We start from the raw sequence: 14,291 nt of genomic DNA on the forward strand, positions 1-14,291 counted from the left end.
TGGGCTGTTGGCATCCCTGGTCCCCGTCACCTGGGATCTGCCGTTCGCATCAGAATGATAACGAGCAGCAACAGCACAATAATGGACAAGTCCAGCCCGATGCCTCCGATCCGCACCGTCGGTATGACCCGGCGGAACAAGCGGATCGGTGGATCGGTCACTGTGTACACGGTCTCCAGGGCCACCGCGACCCCTCCAGCCGGACGCCACTCCCTGGCGAACGACCGGACGAGCTCCACCACGACACGTGCCGTGAGCAGCAGCCAGAACGAGAACAGCAGGTAGTACAGCACGAACAGGAGGACATCCACCCCTCAACTGTGCCACCACTCAGGTGAGACTTCCGAACCCACCCTCGGCTAGACGCCTGCGGTCCTCCGCCGTGACGTCGATGTTGGGTGGTGAGAGAAGGAACACCTTGTTCGTGACCTTGTCGATCGAGCCGCGCAGCGCGAAGGCCAAACCCGCCGCGAAGTCGACGAGCCGCTTCGCGTCCGCGTCGTCCATCTCGGTGAGGTTCATGATCACCGGGGTGCCGTCGCGGTAGTGCTCGCCGATGGTCCGCGCCTCGTTGTAGCTGCGCGGATTCAACGTCGTGATGCGCCCCAAGGGGTGGCCCGTCTGCTCTGCCGCAGGCCTCGGCCTGCTGATCGGCTCGCGCACCGGCTCGACAGCCAGTGCACCGTGGACGGGTGCGTCGGTGTTCCAGCTGCGGCGAGTGGTCCGCGACCGGGCCTCCGGCTCGAAGTCGTCGGACTCGTCGAGCTCCGACCGGTACTCCGACCTCGCCCCGCTGAACACGCGACGACGCCCTCCACGCTCAGGGTACGGGTCGTACTCCTCGGCCTCGGTGCCGTACTCGGACCGGTAGTCGGCTTGGTAGCGGCCTCGCTCGTCCTCGTAAGCCCCAGGGTCGTCCGCGTACTCGGCGGGAACCATCCCGAAGTAGGCCTTCAGCTTGTGAAATCCACTCATTGCCAGGGGACCCTTCCTCCGCGATTCCCACCACCAAGGACGGTGCGGCCACCCCTGAGGTTCCATACAGTTACGGCGAGGCTAGCGTTCGGCCTCCCAGCAGCGCCGTTCCGACACGCACGCAGGTACTTCCGTGCGCGATCGCATCTTCCAGGTCCCCGCTCATGCCCGCTGAGACAACAGTCGCAGCGGGATGATCACGACGCAAGCGGTATACCTCATCCGCGAGCACGGAAAACGCGCCTGCGGGGTTCATCCCGATCGGTGCGACGGCCATCACACCCCGCAGGAAAAGTTCACCCGTTCCAGCGACGTGGTCCGCGAGCGCCGACAGCTCGGGGACCGGACATCCGCCGCGGGCCGGATCGCCGTCGATGCTCACCTGGATCAACACGTCCAGCCGCCGCCCCCGCCGCGCCGCGGCCTTGGCCAGCGCGTCGGCCAACCGCACCGAGTCGATCGTGTCCACCCGGTCCGCCCACTCCACGACCGACCGCGCCTTGTTCCGCTGCACGTTGCCGACCATGTGCCACCGAGCGGCCACCTCCGGCCGGAGCCCGCCGAACTCGACGACCTTCGCGGCCGCCTCCTGGTCCCGGTTCTCCGCGAAGGCGGACAGGCCCAGGTCGCTCAGCAGTGCCACGTCGGACGCGGGGAAGGTCTTGGTGACGGCGAGCAGCTCAACCTCGGCCGGTGACCGCCCTGCGGCCCCGCAAGCCGCCTCGATGCGCGCGCGGACGTCGGCCAGGTTCGCGGCCAGCTCGTCACGACGGGTCAACCCAGATCACCCCTCCCAACCGACCGGTACCGGGCTCCCGCCGGTGGCTGAACAGCGTGCGCTCCTCGAAGGTGCACCGCGGGTCCACCCCCAGCTTGCCGACGCCGAGCCCGGCGAGCTGCGCCCAGAGGCCCGCCCGCAGGTCCAGCGCGGGCTTCGCGGCCCGCGACTTCGACGCGCTGCCGGGCAGGTGCTTCTCGACGTCGGCCATCATCGCTGCGGGCACCTCGTAGCACTTCCCGCAGACGGCGGGCCCGAGCAGCACCTCGATCCGCTCGACGGCGGCCCCCAGCTCGACCATCGCCTTCACCGCGGCGGGCACCACCCCGACCCGCGCCCCGACCCGCCCGGCGTGAACGGCCCCGACGACCCCGGCGACCGGGTCGCCGAGCAGCACGGGCACGCAGTCGGCGGTCAACACCACCAGCGCGAGCCCCGGCTCAGCCGTGACGAGCGCGTCGGTGGCCTCGGCGGGCGCGGCGAGCGGCCCGGACACAGCCGTCACGGTCCGCCCGTGCACCTGCTCCATCCACACCAGTCGTTCCCCGTCGAGCCCGATGCCCTCGGCCAACCGCTTGCGGTTGGCCGCGACGGCGGCCGGGTCGTCACCGACGTGGTCGCCGAGGTTGAAGGACTCGTAGGGCGGCTTCGACACCCCACCGTCACGGGTGGTCAGAACTCGACGGATACGCACGGGTACAGCTTTCCACGTGCCGGGGCGACGACGGCGACAGCGCCGGCCGAAGGGAACCCGCCCAAGGCGAGACACCACGCCAAGCAGACCACTCAAGCCACCTGACCACCGCAAAGCGGACCCCACAAAGCCACCCGACCACCGCAAAGCGGACCTGCTCAAGCCGCCCGACCTGCGCCCAAGCGAACCCGCTCAAGCCGCCTGACCACCGCAACGCGGACCCGCTCAAGCCGCCCGGCCACCGCAACGCGGACCCGCACAAGCCGCCCGGCCACCACCCAAGCGGACCCGCACAAGCCGCCCGACCACCACCCAAGCGGACCCGCACAAGCCGTGTGACCAGGGCAAAGCGGACCCGCCAAAGCCGACTGTCGCCCACACCCCACCCTGCCCCCCGATCCCCAGCGCCCTCATGGCCGGACGTGCCGGGTCAAGGCATCTTTCCCGCCTTGACGCGGTACGCCCGGCCATGACGACACTCGCGCATCGGGGGGACAGCCCCACCCAACAGCCCCACAGCCGCACAAACTCACCGAACCCGACCCACAACCCCGCGACCAGCCAGAACCAGGCGTCCCCCACCGAGCAGGACCCCCCGACACACACGCTACGACAGGGGTCTGACACTCCCGGGAAGCCAACGGAAGCCAACGGCGGCCAGCGGAGGCCAACGAATTCACCCGTGCCGCTCCCGCAGCCCCAACTCCGACCAGAACTCCCGCAACGACTCGTACCGGAGCGCCACGGCCTCCGAGTCCCCGGCCTCCAACGCGTCGATGATCGCGTTCACGTCCTGGGCCGACGTGTCCTCCAGCAGGTCCTTGTCCTCGACCAGCTGCACCAACCCGCCGTAGTCCAACTCCACGGCCGAGTGAGGGTGGAAGTTCTCCAGCCACCGTCCGGTGTCCGCCAGCACCCGAGCAGGCCCGTTCTCCCCGATCGAGCGCTTCACGATCGTGTGAGCCCGAGCGATCCGCCGCCGCGCGTCAGCCATCGCCACCCGCCAGGACAGCTGCCGGGCGGGATCGTTCTGCGGGGCCAGCACGATGCGCCTCGTGTCCGGGTCCACCAGCGCGAACCACGGCAGGGGCACGGTCCACGTCGTCGACACCACGTGGACGGCCCCGGCGTTCAGCTCGGCCATCACGAAGGCCGCTCGCGAGCGCGCCTCGTCGGCGCCCAGGTGCAGGGCCTCCTCGCGCAGCGGTCCGGTCGACTGGGCCAGGAAGCCGATGAGCCCGGCGGCCGACCTGGCCCGCAGGTCCAGGGGGCAGACCAGGGGCGGTGGCCCGACTCGGGCGGCGTCGCTGGTGGGCACCTCGGCCGGACTGATGGTCATCACGTCGAAGGGAGCGTTAGGGGCCGCGCCACGCCCGTCGGACCGATCTCCGGGCAGCAATCTCGGCGGCGTGGCCAACTGTGACCGCAACCACAGCTCGCGTTCGCGGTTCCCGGCGTCGGCTCGGCTCAGCGGTCCTTTTTCGAGCGCGCGACGCACCTGATCAGCCAACGCGGGTTCGAGTGCCGACAGCGGCTCGTACACCCGGAGGTAGGCGACGAACGGTCGAGGCACGTGTGCATCGTGCCATGGAGGCCCTCGGAGGAGATTGGGCGGTGCGTCTCACAACTCCCAGGGCCTACCGCGTCGCGAGGAACCCCATCGACACGGTACGGTAGTTACCAGGAACTAGTTGTCGAGACGAGTGGGGCCGCCGTTCCCCCGGCCGCCCCCGTCCCTGTCTGAGGGGGTCGAGCCATGGGGCGCGGCCGAGCGAAGGCCAAGCAGACGAAGGTGGCCCGAGAGCTTAAGTACAGCTCCCATTCCACCGACTTTGACGCCTTGCAACGCGAGCTGTCCAGCGGCGAGTCCGCGAATGGACACTTCAGCGACGAGCGACCAGACGATCCGTCGGAAGACGGATACGACGACTACCGTCGCTGAATCAACCTGGGACTCTCAAGGGTTGAGCTGCCACAAGCAGCTCAACCCTTGAAGTCTCGGGACCTTCTACAGCGCCCTCGCGTACTGCTTGGGTGCCCTCACCTCCGCCCCGAGCTGGCTTGCTGCGCGCAGCGGCCAGTACGGGTCGCGGAGCAGTTCGCGCGCCAGTAGGACGATGTCCGCCGACCCGTCGGCGAGGATCGTCTCAGCCTGCCGGGCGTCGGTGATGAGTCCGACGGCCCCGGTGGGCACTTCGGCCTTGTTCCGAACGGCGTCGGCGAACGGCACCTGGTACCCCGGTCCCAAGGCGATCTTGGCGTCCGGCACCAGGCCGCCGGTCGACGCGTCGATCAGGTCGGCGCCGACGTCCGCCAGGGCGCGCGAGAGCCGGATGCTGTCCTGCTCGTCCCACCCCCCGTCGACCCAGTCGGTGGCGGAGATGCGGACGAGCACGGGCACGTCCTCGCCGACCTCGGCGCGCACGGCCGCCGTCACCTCGACGGCCAGCCGGGTGCGGCCCTCGAAGTCGCCGCCGTAGGCGTCGGTGCGCTTGTTGGTGAGCGGCGACAGGAACTGGTGCAGCAGGTAGCCGTGGGCGGCGTGGACCTCGACGAGCTGGAAGCCTGCGTCGACGGCCCGCCGAGCGCCTGCGGCGAAGTCGCGGACGACCTGCCGGACGCCGTCCTCGTCCAGTTCGACCGGCGTGCGGTAGCTCTCGCTGAACGGCTCGGTGCCCACCCCGACGGGCGTCCAGCCGCCCTCCTCGTCCGGCACGCCGCCCTGCACGTCGTCGAACGGCGCGCGGGTGGAGGCCTTGCGGCCCGCGTGGGCCAGCTGCATCCCGGCGACGGCGCCGTGCTCGCGGATGAACCGGGCGATCGGCCGCCACGCCTCCCGCTGCTCGTCGTTCCAGATCCCGGTGTCGCCGGGTGAGATGCGGCCGACGTCCTGGACGGACGTGGCCTCGGTGATGACCAGGCCCGCACCGCCGACGGCACGGGAGCCGAGGTGGACCAGGTGCCAGTTGTCGGGCAGGCCGTCCACCGCCGAGTACTGGCACATCGGGCTCACGGCGATGCGGTTCGGCAGGGTCACCGACCGCAGGTCGAGCGGGGTGAACAGGAGGCTCACAGCGGGCTCCTTCTCTCGGGGACGCTGTGTCGTGCAAGGTTCGACGTCCGGCGTGTTGTTCCCCCGCGGACGCGGATCACACCTGGTGGGAGCAGCGGAATTCCAGTCCGTCCGGTATCCATTCCCAATAGAAGTTGATCATCAAATTGGTGATAAGCCGTATCACCTGCGCCGTGCGTCCAATTGGGTGTACTCTCCCCTGCACGTTCGGGGTCTCCGCCGCACACACTTACTCTCGGGTACGAGTGTGCGCTCACGATGAATTCGATTTTCACATCGCCCGCCGGTACCGACGAGTAACCAGGATCCAAATGCCATTGCCGACAGCAACACAGGATCTCGCGTGGCCGTCGAACAGCCTGCTGGGTCGCCTGCGCGAGGGCCCGAGACAGGAACTGCTGAACATCGGGACGGTCGTTCGCTATCCGGCGGACAAGGAAGTCATCGAGCAGGACGCGAAGGACACCCACGTCCTCCTGCTGCTGGACGGTGTCGTGAAGGTCCAGGCGTCGGACGAGACCGGCAACACGGCGCTGCTGGCCATCCGCGTCGCGGGCGACCTCGTGGGCGAGATGTCCGCGCTGGACCAGAAGCCGCGGTCCGCCACCGTGGTGACCTGCGGGGACGTGGTCGCCAAGATGATCAGCGCCGCCGAGCTGACCGCCTTTCTGCACCGCCGCAACGACGCGTTCCTCGAATTGTTCGCGATGACGAACGACCGGCTCCGGTGGGCCAATCAGCGCAGGCGCGATTTCCTCTCCCACCCCGCCGCCGAGAGGGTGGCCAGGGTGGTCTGCGAATTGGTGCAGACCTATGGCCGAGAAGAGACCGAGGGGTGGGTGCTGGGAATCCCGCTGACCAAAGTCGAACTGGCGTCGATCGCGGGCATGAAGCCGCGAACCGCCGAGAAGGCCTTCAGCGATCTGCGCAAGGCGGGCGTCGTGGTGAGCCACCTGAGGCGCAACGTGGTCGTTCCCGACCTGCGGCGTTTGCGTGAATTCGCGAGCTACTGAGACAAGACCGCACTTCTGCGGTTTTCCGTCCGATGCCGTACAGCACAGTGACTCTGCGCAGCAGCCTGTCGAATCCCCCGGAGGTCGTCCGCCATGAGCCAGGCCAACTTTCGGCGCAGTCTGCTCGTCTGCTGCGACCTGCGCAAGTACGGGGCGGCCGACGACCAGCTCCAGGGGATCCTCCAGGAACTGCTGGTCCAGAGCCTCGACCGGGCGGGCGTCGCGGCGGGCCTCGACCGCACCACGTGGCACCGCCAGCCCAAGGGCGACGAGGAGTTCGCCGTCCTGCCCCCCGACACCCCGGAGCGCCCCGTGGTGGACGACTACGTGCGGGCGCTGAACGCCGAACTCCGGTCGGTCAACCGCTACCGCGTCCCCGAGGCCAAGGTCCGCATGCGGATGGCCCTGCACCACGGCGCCGTCGTCGACGGCGCGAACGGCTTCCCCGGCAAGGACGCGGTCCTGGTCAGCCGCCTGCTCAACAGCGAGGCCGCGCACCAGGCGCTGGAGGACTTCCCCAACGCCGACCTCGTGGTCGTCCTGTCCGAACACCTCTACGACACGCTGGTCGCCGGGGGCCACACGTCCCTCAACCCGGCCGACTTCCGCAGGGTCGACGTGACCGTGAAGAACTTCAGCGGCCACGGTCGGATGTGGATCCCGGACGGCGACGTGCACGCGATGAACCTCGACGCCCCCGCGCCGCTCACCGAGCGGCCGCCCGCGCGAGCCGGCACGGTGAACCAGCACGCCGTGGCGAGCGGCGGCTCCACGGTCTACCAGGCGGGCAACGACATCCGCATCCCGCGAGCCGTGCAGAACGCGGACGTCATCCAGAACTTCGACCGCAACGACGTGAAGGGCTCGACCTTCGGCCCGAACTACCACGGGGGATCTGGCAAGAACTGATGGCGAGAACCAGGTTCGAGAGGAAACGGATGCCGGACGAAGGGCTCCGCCTGCTGGCGGGCACGGTCGCGGGCGCACTGGTCAAGGCGATGGACACGCACCTCTGGACGGGAGTCCGGACCGAGGTCGCGGGCGTGCTGGGCTCCGGCGAGCCGCGCAGGGTCGAGTTCGTCACGACCAGGCTCCAGGCCTCGCGCGACGAACTGGCCCTGGTACCGCTGGAGCGGCAGACCCAGGCCAGGGCCGAGTTCACCACGGAGTGGCGCGGCTCGATCCACGCCGTCCTCTGGGAGCACCCCGAACTGGAGGGTGAGCTGAGGGCCGTGCTCGGCGCCATCAGCCCCGCGCTGCCCCGCACCCCGGTCGACGCGGCCGTGCTGCACCCGGCCCCGCCAGGCCTCTAGCGACCGGGGGCCGCGGCGGGGTCACAGGTAGCGGACCTGCCGGGCCTTGTCCTGCCCCATCCGGTCGTGGGCGGCGTCGATCTCCTCGCGGTGCGAGACCGAGGGAACGGCGACCTCCCACCAGGCGCCCGCCTCGGTCCACGCGGCCGGGTGCGTCCGGATCACGACGACCGCGGGTCGCCGTTCACCGACGGCCGCCTCCCTGGCCCGCCGGTAGGCGTCGGCCAGGTCGTCCACCTCGTCGACCGCGAAGACCGCGCACCCCAGGGAAGCGGCGTGCGCGGCGAAGTCGGTGCGGGGCGGCGCGGCGTGCGCGCTCCGCACGTCCGCGTACATGTTGTTGAACCCGACCCCGCCCTGCCCGGTCTGCAACCGGTGGATCACCGCGTACCCGTCGTTGTCGCACACCACGGCCACGAACCCGTGCCCGGCGAACGCGGCCGAGAACAGCTCGGAGTTCAGCATCAGGTACGAGCCGTCGCCGACGAGGGTGGTGACGACGCCGGACGGCCGGGCGATGGCCGCGCCCCAGGCCCCCGCCAGCTCGTAGCCCATGCAGGAGAAGCCGTACTCGACGTCCATCGTGGACTCGCCGACGGCCCGCCACCCGCCGATCAGCTCGCCGGGCAGCCCGCCGGACGCCGTCATCACGTAGTCCTCGGGCGTGCTGAGGTCGTTGACCACCCCGACGACCTGGGCGTAGGTGGGCAGGTCCGTGTCCGGCGCGCGGAGCCCGTCGACGTGCTCGTCCCACCGGCACCGCTCGACCACCGCCTCGGCGGCCCACGTCGAGTCGGCCTGCCACTCGCCGAGGAGGTCGGTCAGCTCCCGCAGGCCCTCGTCGGCGTCCGCCAGCAGCGCCTGCGCGCCGTGCTTCACCGCGTCGAACCGGGCCGCGTTCAGCGTGAGCAGCGAGACGTCCGGGGAGAACACCGTCCACGACGCCGTGGTGAAGTCCTGCAACCGCGTCCCCACCGCGATCACGACGTCGGCCGCCGCGGCCAGCACGTTCGCCGACGTGGAGCCGGTGACCCCGAGCGGACCGGCGTTCAACGGGTGGTCGTGCGGCACCAGGGTCCGGCCCGCCGTGGTCTCCACGACGGGGATCCGGTGCTGCTCGGCGAACCTCAGCGCCCGGCCCGCCGCGCCGGAGTACCGGACTCCCCCGCCCAGCACCAGCAGCGGCTTGCGGGACCCCGTGATCAGCGCCGCCGCGTCGACCAGCGAGCGGAGGTCGGGGCGCTGGCGGACCAGCCTGTGCACCACGGGCCGGAACAGGGCGTCCGGGAAGTCGTAGGACTCAGCCTGGACGTCCTGCGGCAGGGCCAGCGTCACGGGCCCGCAGTCGGCGGGGTCGGTCAGCACCCGCGCCACCTGCGGCAGCGTCGACAGCAGCTGCTCCGGCCTGGTGATCCGGTCGAAGTACCGGCTCACGGCCCGGAAGGCGTCGTTGACGGTCGTGGTCGGGTCGTGGAAGTGCTCGACCTGCTGGAGCACCGGGTCGGGGGCGCGGCCGACGAACGTGTCGCCCGGCAGCAGCAGCAACGGCAGCCGGTTCGCGTGGGCGACACCGGCCGCGGTCACCATGTTCAGCGCGCCGGGCCCGATCGACGACGTGGCGACGCCGACCTGGCGCCGGTGCGTGGCCTTGCCGATGCCGACGGCGGCCAGCGCCATCCCCTGCTCGTTGTGGCCGCGCCACACCGGCAGCTCGTCGCGCACCTCTTCGAGGGCGTTGCCGATCCCCAGCACGTTGCCGTGGCCGAAGATCGCGAACACGCCGGGGAACAGCGGGGCCTCGGACCCGTCGAACAGCTCGGTCCGCTGCGCCGCCATCCACCGGACGAGCGCCTGCGCCGTGGTCATCCTCATGTCGTCCGTCCCTTCGCGGTCGTCACCGGGCACCGGGGGTCGAGCTGCTGGTCGGCCCAGCTCCCCCGCACCCACGTGTGCGCGGGGTCGTCGCAGAACGCCAGCGAGCGCTCCGCGCCGGGTCCGGCCAGGACGTTCAGGTAGTACATCGGGTAGCCGGGGGCGGCGACGCACGGACCGTGGTAGCCGCGGGGGATCAGGAACACGTCGCCGTCGCGCACGGCCACGTCCTCGTCCACCTCGCCGTCACCGGTGTAGGTCCTGTGCAGCCCGAACCCCTCGCGGGACGGCGTGACACCGTCGCGGCCCGCGATCCGGAAGTAGTAGACCTCCTCGTTCACGACCTCGCACGGCTCGGAGTCGTCGTGCTTGTGCGGCGGGTAGGACGACCAGTTGCCGTCGGGCGTGATCAGCTCGCAGGCCACGAGCTTGTCCGCGTGGTCCCACACGCCGGGCACGCCGAAGTTGGTGACCTGCCTGGTCGCGCTGCCCGCGCCGCGCACCTCGACCGGCACGTCCTCGGCCGGGCCGTACCTCGGGGCGAGCCGCCGGTCGCAGCGGGCCATCGGCAGCGCCACCTCGGCTCCCTCGGCGGACGTCAGCACGACGTGCGCGTCCCTCGGCACGTAGGCGAAGTCCGTGACCCTGGTGAACACCGACTCGCGGCCGGTCAGCTCGAACCGCTCGCCGTCGACCTCCACCGCGCAGCCGCCCGCGAGGGGCAGCACGAACGCCTCGAACCCGCCGGTGTCGACGGCGCGGCTCTCGCCCGCGGCGAGCACCAGCACGCGCAGGCCCGTGTAGGTCCACCCCGCCTCGGCCGGGCCGAGCCGGATCGGGTCGTCGCCGTCGGTCAGTGTCCCGAGTGGACGGTGCCAGCTCATGCCGTGACCTCCTCGTGCGCCGTGCGCAGCACGGCGGCGGCCGACGCGACCGCACCCGCCACGTCGCCGTCCGGTGGGTAGAGCAGGGCGCGGCCGACGACCAGCCCGCGCACGGCGGGGTGCCGCAGCGAGCGGCCCCAGGAGGCCAGGTCGTCCTCCGGCCGCGACGACGGCACGCCGCCGAGCACCAGCGCGGGCAGCGTCGTGCTGCCCAGCGCGACGTCCGGTTCGGCGGGCGCGGGGAGCTTGAGCCAGGTGTGCGCCGACGTCGTGCCCAGGCCGGCCGCGATGGCCGCGGCGCGGGCCAGTGACGCGGAGTCGTCGCGCAGCACCAGCTTCCCGGCGGCGTCCCGGTCGTACGGCAGCGGTTCGACCATCGCCATGAGCCCGAGCTGCGCCAGCGCGGACACGGCCTGCGCGCAGCCCTCCAGCGTCGGGGCGGTGCCCGCGTCGGAGTCGACCAGGCGCAGCAGCATCTTGCCGCCGTCGAGCCCGTTCGTGGCGATCGAGGGGGCGTCGTAGGCGGTGAACCGGTCGTCGACCTCCCAGTCCGCGCCCGCGAGGCCGCCGCGGTTCATCGACCCGATCACGACCCTCTCGTGCAGGCCGTCCAGCAGCAGCAGGTCCTCGACCACGTCCGGCGTGCCGAGCACGCCGTCCACCGCCGGGTCGGCCAGCGCGGTGAGCAGCCGGTCCAGCAGCGAGCGGCGGTCCGCCATCGCGAGCGGGTCCCCGCCCACGCCGAGCGCGCCGCGGGCGGGGTGGTCGGCCGCGACCAGGAACAGCGTCCCCCGGTCGGACAGCAGGGTCTTCCGGCGGCGACGGGCCTGGTAGGCCCGCCGGATCGAGCCGGGGTCGGTGGCGCGCGTGGTCAGCAGCTCCGCCCACCGCTGGTCGGTGATCACAGGTGCTCCTCGATCTCGTGCGGTTCGGGCATGGCGTCGGCGCACGCGAGCCGGGACGCCACCAGCGCGCCCGCGACGTTGGCGTAGCGGGCGATCCGCACCGGGTCCCAGCCCGCGAGCAGGCCGTGCGCCAGGGCTCCGCCGAACGCGTCGCCCGCGCCGAGCCCGCAGACCACGTCGATCGGGTGCGGCGGCACGGTCCACGACCCCTCGCGGGTCGCGACCAGCACGCCCTCCGCGCCCTTCTTCACCAGCGCCAGCTCCACGCCGCGGTCCAGCAGCCGCCGGGCCGCCTCGTCCGGGTCGGCGGTGCCCACGGCGACCTCGACCTCGGTCCGGTTGCCCACGGCCACGGTCACGTGGTCCAGCATCCAGCCGATCTCCCGGCGCGCACTGTCCACATCGGACCAGAACATCGGCCGGTAGTCGAGGTCCAGCACGGTGTGCGCCCGACGGCCGCGGTGCTCCAACACCCTGCGCTGGGTTCCCCGCGCGGGCTCGGTCGACACCCCGGTCCCGGTCACCCACAGCACCGGCACGTCCGCGACCACGTCCCACGGCACGTCCGCCTCGACCAGCGTCAGGTCCGGCGCGATCGGCGAGCGGTAGAACAGCAGCGGCGGGTCCTCCGGCGGGTTCAGCTCGCAGAACACCACCGGCGTCCGCAGGTCCGGCGAGGTGCCGACGTGGTCCGCCGACACGCCGAACCCCTCCAGCGCCTCCCGGACGTAGTCGCCGAAGCCGTCCGGGCCGACCTTGGTCAGCACGGCGGTCCGGCGGCCGAGGCGGGCCGCGGCCACGGCGACGTTGGTCGCGGTGCCGCCGAGCGACTTGGCGAACGTGCGCACGGCGGACAGCGGGACACCGCTCTGCTCGGGGTAGAGGTCGACGCCGACGCGGCCGACCGCGAGCACGTCCAGCGCCATCAGCCCGCGTCCCCCGTCCCGGCCGCCCGGAGTTCGTGGGACAGCGCGTCCAGCTCGGCGCCACCGGCCATCTGCCGGGTCAGCTCCTCGACGCCGATGTCGGCCTTGTCGTACGACCCGAGGGACCGACCCCGCTTGAGCAGCAGGAACCGGTCGCCGACCGGGTAGGCGTGGTGCGGGTTGTGCGTGATCAGCACGACGCCGAGGCCGCGGTCGCGGGCCCGTGCCACGTACTTCAGCACCACCCCGGCCTGCTTCACGCCGAGCGCGGCGGTCGGCTCGTCCAGGATCAGCACCTTCGCCCCGAAGTGCACGGCGCGGGCGATGGCGACGCACTGCCGCTCACCGCCGGACAGCGTGCCGACGGGCTGCTCGACGTCGCGCAGGTCGATGCCCATCTCCGCCAGCGCCTTCTTCGTGACGTCGCGGCCCTGCTTGCGGTCGAGCACCTTGAACGGCCCGACCCCCCTGGTGGGTTCGGAGCCCAGGAAGAAGTTGCGCCACACGCTCATCAGCGGCACCACCGCGAGGTCCTGGTAGACCGTGGCGATCCCGTGGTCGAGCGCTTCGCGCGGGGAGGAGAAGCTGATCTCCTCGCCCTCCACCCTCAGGCTCCCCCGGTCGTGCTGGTGCACCCCGGCGAGGATCTTGATCAGCGTGGACTTGCCCGCGCCGTTGTCGCCGAGCACGCAGGTCACCTCGCCCGCGTTGACGACGGTCGAGACGTCCCGCAGCGCGATGACGCTGCCGTAGGTCTTGCCGATCTCGGTGGTCTCGATCAGCGAGGTCATCGCCGCACCCTCTCCGCACGCCGCCGCAGGGCGTTGTTGACCAGCACCGCGGACAGCAGCATCACGCCGAGGAAGAGCTGGAACCAGTCGCTGTTCCAGTTGGCGTAGACGATGCCCTGGCGCGCCATGCCGAAGATCAGCGCGCCGATGGCCGCGCCCACCGCGGAGCCGAAGCCGCCGGTGAGCAGGCAGCCGCCGATGACCGCCGCGATGATGAACTGGAACTCCAGGCCGATGCCCTGGTTGGCCTGCACGCTGGTGAACCGCAGGATGTTGATCGACCCGACCAGCCACGCCGCGAACGCCGTGGTCATGAACAGGTAGATCTTCGTGCGCATCACCGGGACGCCGACCGCGCGGGAGCTGAGCGCCGACCCCCCGACCGCGAAGATCCAGTTGCCGAACCGCGTGCGCAGCAGGATCGTCGAGGCGACGACCGTGAACAGGACCCACCAGACGATCGAGATGTAGAACGACGTGCCGCCGAAGGTGAACGTCGAGGCGAACAGGAACCCGGCCGACTCGTAGCCGTCCGTCGTGCGCATCCCGGACACCTGCACGGTGCCGGTGACGACCCGCGTGATGCCGAGGTTGAGGCCCTGCAACGCGAGGAACGTGCCGAGCGTGACGATGAAGCTGGGCAACCCCGTCCGCATCACCAGCCACCCGTTGAGCGCACCGACGCCCAGCGCGAACAGCAGTGACGCGAACAGGGCCAACCAGACGTTCCAGCCGAGCTGGGTGGAGAGGATGGCCGTGACCAGGGCGGTGGACGCGGTCATGACACCGGCGGACAGGTCGAACTCGCCGCCGATCATCAGCAGCGCCACCGCCACCGCCATGATCCCCAGCGTGGACGCGTCGTCGAGCCAGGTCGCGACACCGCCGGGGCTCAGGAACTGCTCGGTCACGATGGAGAAGAACAGGAACACGAGCACCGCGCCGAGCAGTGACCCGATCTCCGGTCGGACGACCAGCCGGTCGAGCAGGCCGGGTCTGCGGACCCGCTCGTCGGCGCCGGACGACACCTCTGTTTGCGCTACCACTGCGTCCCCATCTCTCCCTTC

At 71.1% G+C, this 14,291-nt stretch carries 16 protein-coding genes; 4 read left to right on the forward strand and 12 right to left on the reverse strand.

The window, feature by feature from the left end:
- Positions 1–26: 26 nt before the first annotated feature.
- The 5 genes from VFZ92_RS17410 to VFZ92_RS17430 all read right to left on the reverse strand — a co-directional run bounded on the left by VFZ92_RS17410 (position 27) and on the right by VFZ92_RS17430 (position 3,786).
- Entirely contained in the window at positions 27–311 is a 285-nt protein-coding gene (locus tag VFZ92_RS17410; protein ID WP_259623836.1) for a YggT family protein, read from the reverse strand.
- 19 nt (positions 312–330) lie between these two features.
- The gene (locus VFZ92_RS17415) at positions 331–975 is read right to left on the reverse strand and encodes a cell division protein SepF (RefSeq protein WP_330876988.1); all 645 of its coding nucleotides are present in this window, start codon (positions 973–975) and stop codon (positions 331–333) included.
- 70 nt (positions 976–1,045) lie between these two features.
- Positions 1,046–1,753 carry a YggS family pyridoxal phosphate-dependent enzyme gene (locus VFZ92_RS17420; protein WP_330876989.1) on the reverse strand — a complete coding sequence of 236 codons (708 nt, stop codon included), beginning with the start codon at positions 1,751–1,753 and terminating at the stop codon, positions 1,046–1,048.
- Positions 1,740–2,447 (reverse strand): peptidoglycan editing factor PgeF, encoded by a 708-nt coding sequence (pgeF, locus tag VFZ92_RS17425; protein WP_330876990.1) that lies wholly within the window; start codon positions 2,445–2,447, stop codon positions 1,740–1,742. The genes VFZ92_RS17420 and pgeF overlap by 14 nt, the downstream gene beginning before the upstream one ends.
- 676 nt (positions 2,448–3,123) lie before the next feature.
- Complete coding sequence (locus VFZ92_RS17430) at positions 3,124–3,786, reverse strand: hypothetical protein (protein WP_330876991.1); 663 nt, start codon at positions 3,784–3,786, stop codon at positions 3,124–3,126.
- A 417-nt stretch (positions 3,787–4,203) separates the two neighbouring features.
- On the opposite strand from VFZ92_RS17430, the gene VFZ92_RS17435 reads away from it, so the two are divergent.
- Positions 4,204–4,389, forward strand: coding sequence for a DUF3073 domain-containing protein (locus VFZ92_RS17435; protein ID WP_106196235.1), 186 nt, complete (start codon positions 4,204–4,206; stop codon positions 4,387–4,389).
- A gap of 66 nt (positions 4,390–4,455) precedes the next feature.
- On the opposite strand, the gene VFZ92_RS17440 is transcribed toward VFZ92_RS17435, so the two are convergent.
- Positions 4,456–5,520 (reverse strand): NADH:flavin oxidoreductase/NADH oxidase, encoded by a 1,065-nt coding sequence (locus tag VFZ92_RS17440; RefSeq protein WP_330876992.1) that lies wholly within the window; start codon positions 5,518–5,520, stop codon positions 4,456–4,458.
- A 311-nt stretch (positions 5,521–5,831) separates the two neighbouring features.
- On the opposite strand from VFZ92_RS17440, the gene VFZ92_RS17445 reads away from it, so the two are divergent.
- The 3 genes from VFZ92_RS17445 (at position 5,832) to VFZ92_RS17455 (ending at position 7,846) form a co-directional block, all read left to right on the forward strand.
- Complete coding sequence (locus tag VFZ92_RS17445; protein ID WP_330876993.1) at positions 5,832–6,533, forward strand: Crp/Fnr family transcriptional regulator; 702 nt, start codon at positions 5,832–5,834, stop codon at positions 6,531–6,533.
- A 93-nt stretch (positions 6,534–6,626) separates the two neighbouring features.
- On the forward strand, positions 6,627–7,442 hold the full coding sequence (locus tag VFZ92_RS17450; protein ID WP_330876994.1) for a hypothetical protein: 816 nt from the start codon (positions 6,627–6,629) through the stop codon (positions 7,440–7,442).
- 29 nt (positions 7,443–7,471) lie between these two features.
- The gene (locus tag VFZ92_RS17455) at positions 7,472–7,846 is read left to right on the forward strand and encodes a hypothetical protein (RefSeq protein ID WP_330876995.1); all 375 of its coding nucleotides are present in this window, start codon (positions 7,472–7,474) and stop codon (positions 7,844–7,846) included.
- 21 nt (positions 7,847–7,867) lie between these two features.
- Here VFZ92_RS17455 and iolD read toward each other — a convergent pair whose 3' ends face one another.
- From iolD to VFZ92_RS17485, 6 genes are read right to left on the reverse strand one after another with little or no spacing between them, the layout of a single operon-like run.
- Entirely contained in the window at positions 7,868–9,718 is a 1,851-nt protein-coding gene (gene iolD / locus VFZ92_RS17460) for a 3D-(3,5/4)-trihydroxycyclohexane-1,2-dione acylhydrolase (decyclizing) (protein WP_330876996.1), read from the reverse strand.
- Positions 9,715–10,602 carry a 5-deoxy-glucuronate isomerase gene (gene iolB, locus VFZ92_RS17465; RefSeq protein WP_330876997.1) on the reverse strand — a complete coding sequence of 296 codons (888 nt, stop codon included), beginning with the start codon at positions 10,600–10,602 and terminating at the stop codon, positions 9,715–9,717. The genes iolD and iolB overlap by 4 nt, the downstream gene beginning before the upstream one ends.
- Positions 10,599–11,507 carry a Cgl0159 family (beta/alpha)8-fold protein gene (locus tag VFZ92_RS17470; protein ID WP_330876998.1) on the reverse strand — a complete coding sequence of 303 codons (909 nt, stop codon included), beginning with the start codon at positions 11,505–11,507 and terminating at the stop codon, positions 10,599–10,601. The genes iolB and VFZ92_RS17470 overlap by 4 nt, the downstream gene beginning before the upstream one ends.
- Positions 11,504–12,433, reverse strand: coding sequence for a 5-dehydro-2-deoxygluconokinase (iolC, locus tag VFZ92_RS17475; RefSeq protein ID WP_330876999.1), 930 nt, complete (start codon positions 12,431–12,433; stop codon positions 11,504–11,506). Before iolC ends, VFZ92_RS17470 begins: the two co-directional genes overlap by 4 nt.
- Complete coding sequence (locus VFZ92_RS17480; protein WP_330877000.1) at positions 12,433–13,224, reverse strand: ATP-binding cassette domain-containing protein; 792 nt, start codon at positions 13,222–13,224, stop codon at positions 12,433–12,435. The genes iolC and VFZ92_RS17480 overlap by 1 nt, the downstream gene beginning before the upstream one ends.
- A complete protein-coding gene (locus tag VFZ92_RS17485) occupies positions 13,221–14,270 on the reverse strand; it encodes an ABC transporter permease (protein WP_330877001.1) in 1,050 nt (349 codons plus the stop codon). Before VFZ92_RS17485 ends, VFZ92_RS17480 begins: the two co-directional genes overlap by 4 nt.
- Between the last annotated feature and the right edge of the window lie 21 nt (positions 14,271–14,291).

Origin of the sequence: Umezawaea sp., from assembly GCF_036375055.1 — a bacterium.
Lineage (GTDB): Bacteria > Actinomycetota > Actinomycetes > Mycobacteriales > Pseudonocardiaceae > Umezawaea.

Bases quoted from the DNA above. Each gene is read 5' to 3' on its own strand.
- VFZ92_RS17455 (WP_330876995.1), top strand. From the start codon at position 7,472: ATGCCGGACGAAGGGCTCCGCCTGCTGGCGGGCACGGTCGCGGGCGCA.
- iolD (WP_330876996.1), bottom strand. From the start codon at position 9,718: ATGAGGATGACCACGGCGCAGGCGCTCGTCCGGTGGATGGCGGCGCAG.
- VFZ92_RS17435 (WP_106196235.1), top strand. From the start codon at position 4,204: ATGGGGCGCGGCCGAGCGAAGGCCAAGCAGACGAAGGTGGCCCGAGAG.
- iolC (WP_330876999.1), bottom strand. From the start codon at position 12,433: ATGGCGCTGGACGTGCTCGCGGTCGGCCGCGTCGGCGTCGACCTCTAC.
- VFZ92_RS17450 (WP_330876994.1), top strand. From the start codon at position 6,627: ATGAGCCAGGCCAACTTTCGGCGCAGTCTGCTCGTCTGCTGCGACCTG.
- VFZ92_RS17480 (WP_330877000.1), bottom strand. From the start codon at position 13,224: ATGACCTCGCTGATCGAGACCACCGAGATCGGCAAGACCTACGGCAGC.
- VFZ92_RS17445 (WP_330876993.1), top strand. From the start codon at position 5,832: ATGCCATTGCCGACAGCAACACAGGATCTCGCGTGGCCGTCGAACAGC.
- iolB (WP_330876997.1), bottom strand. From the start codon at position 10,602: ATGAGCTGGCACCGTCCACTCGGGACACTGACCGACGGCGACGACCCG.
- VFZ92_RS17415 (WP_330876988.1), bottom strand. From the start codon at position 975: ATGAGTGGATTTCACAAGCTGAAGGCCTACTTCGGGATGGTTCCCGCC.
- VFZ92_RS17430 (WP_330876991.1), bottom strand. From the start codon at position 3,786: ATGACCATCAGTCCGGCCGAGGTGCCCACCAGCGACGCCGCCCGAGTC.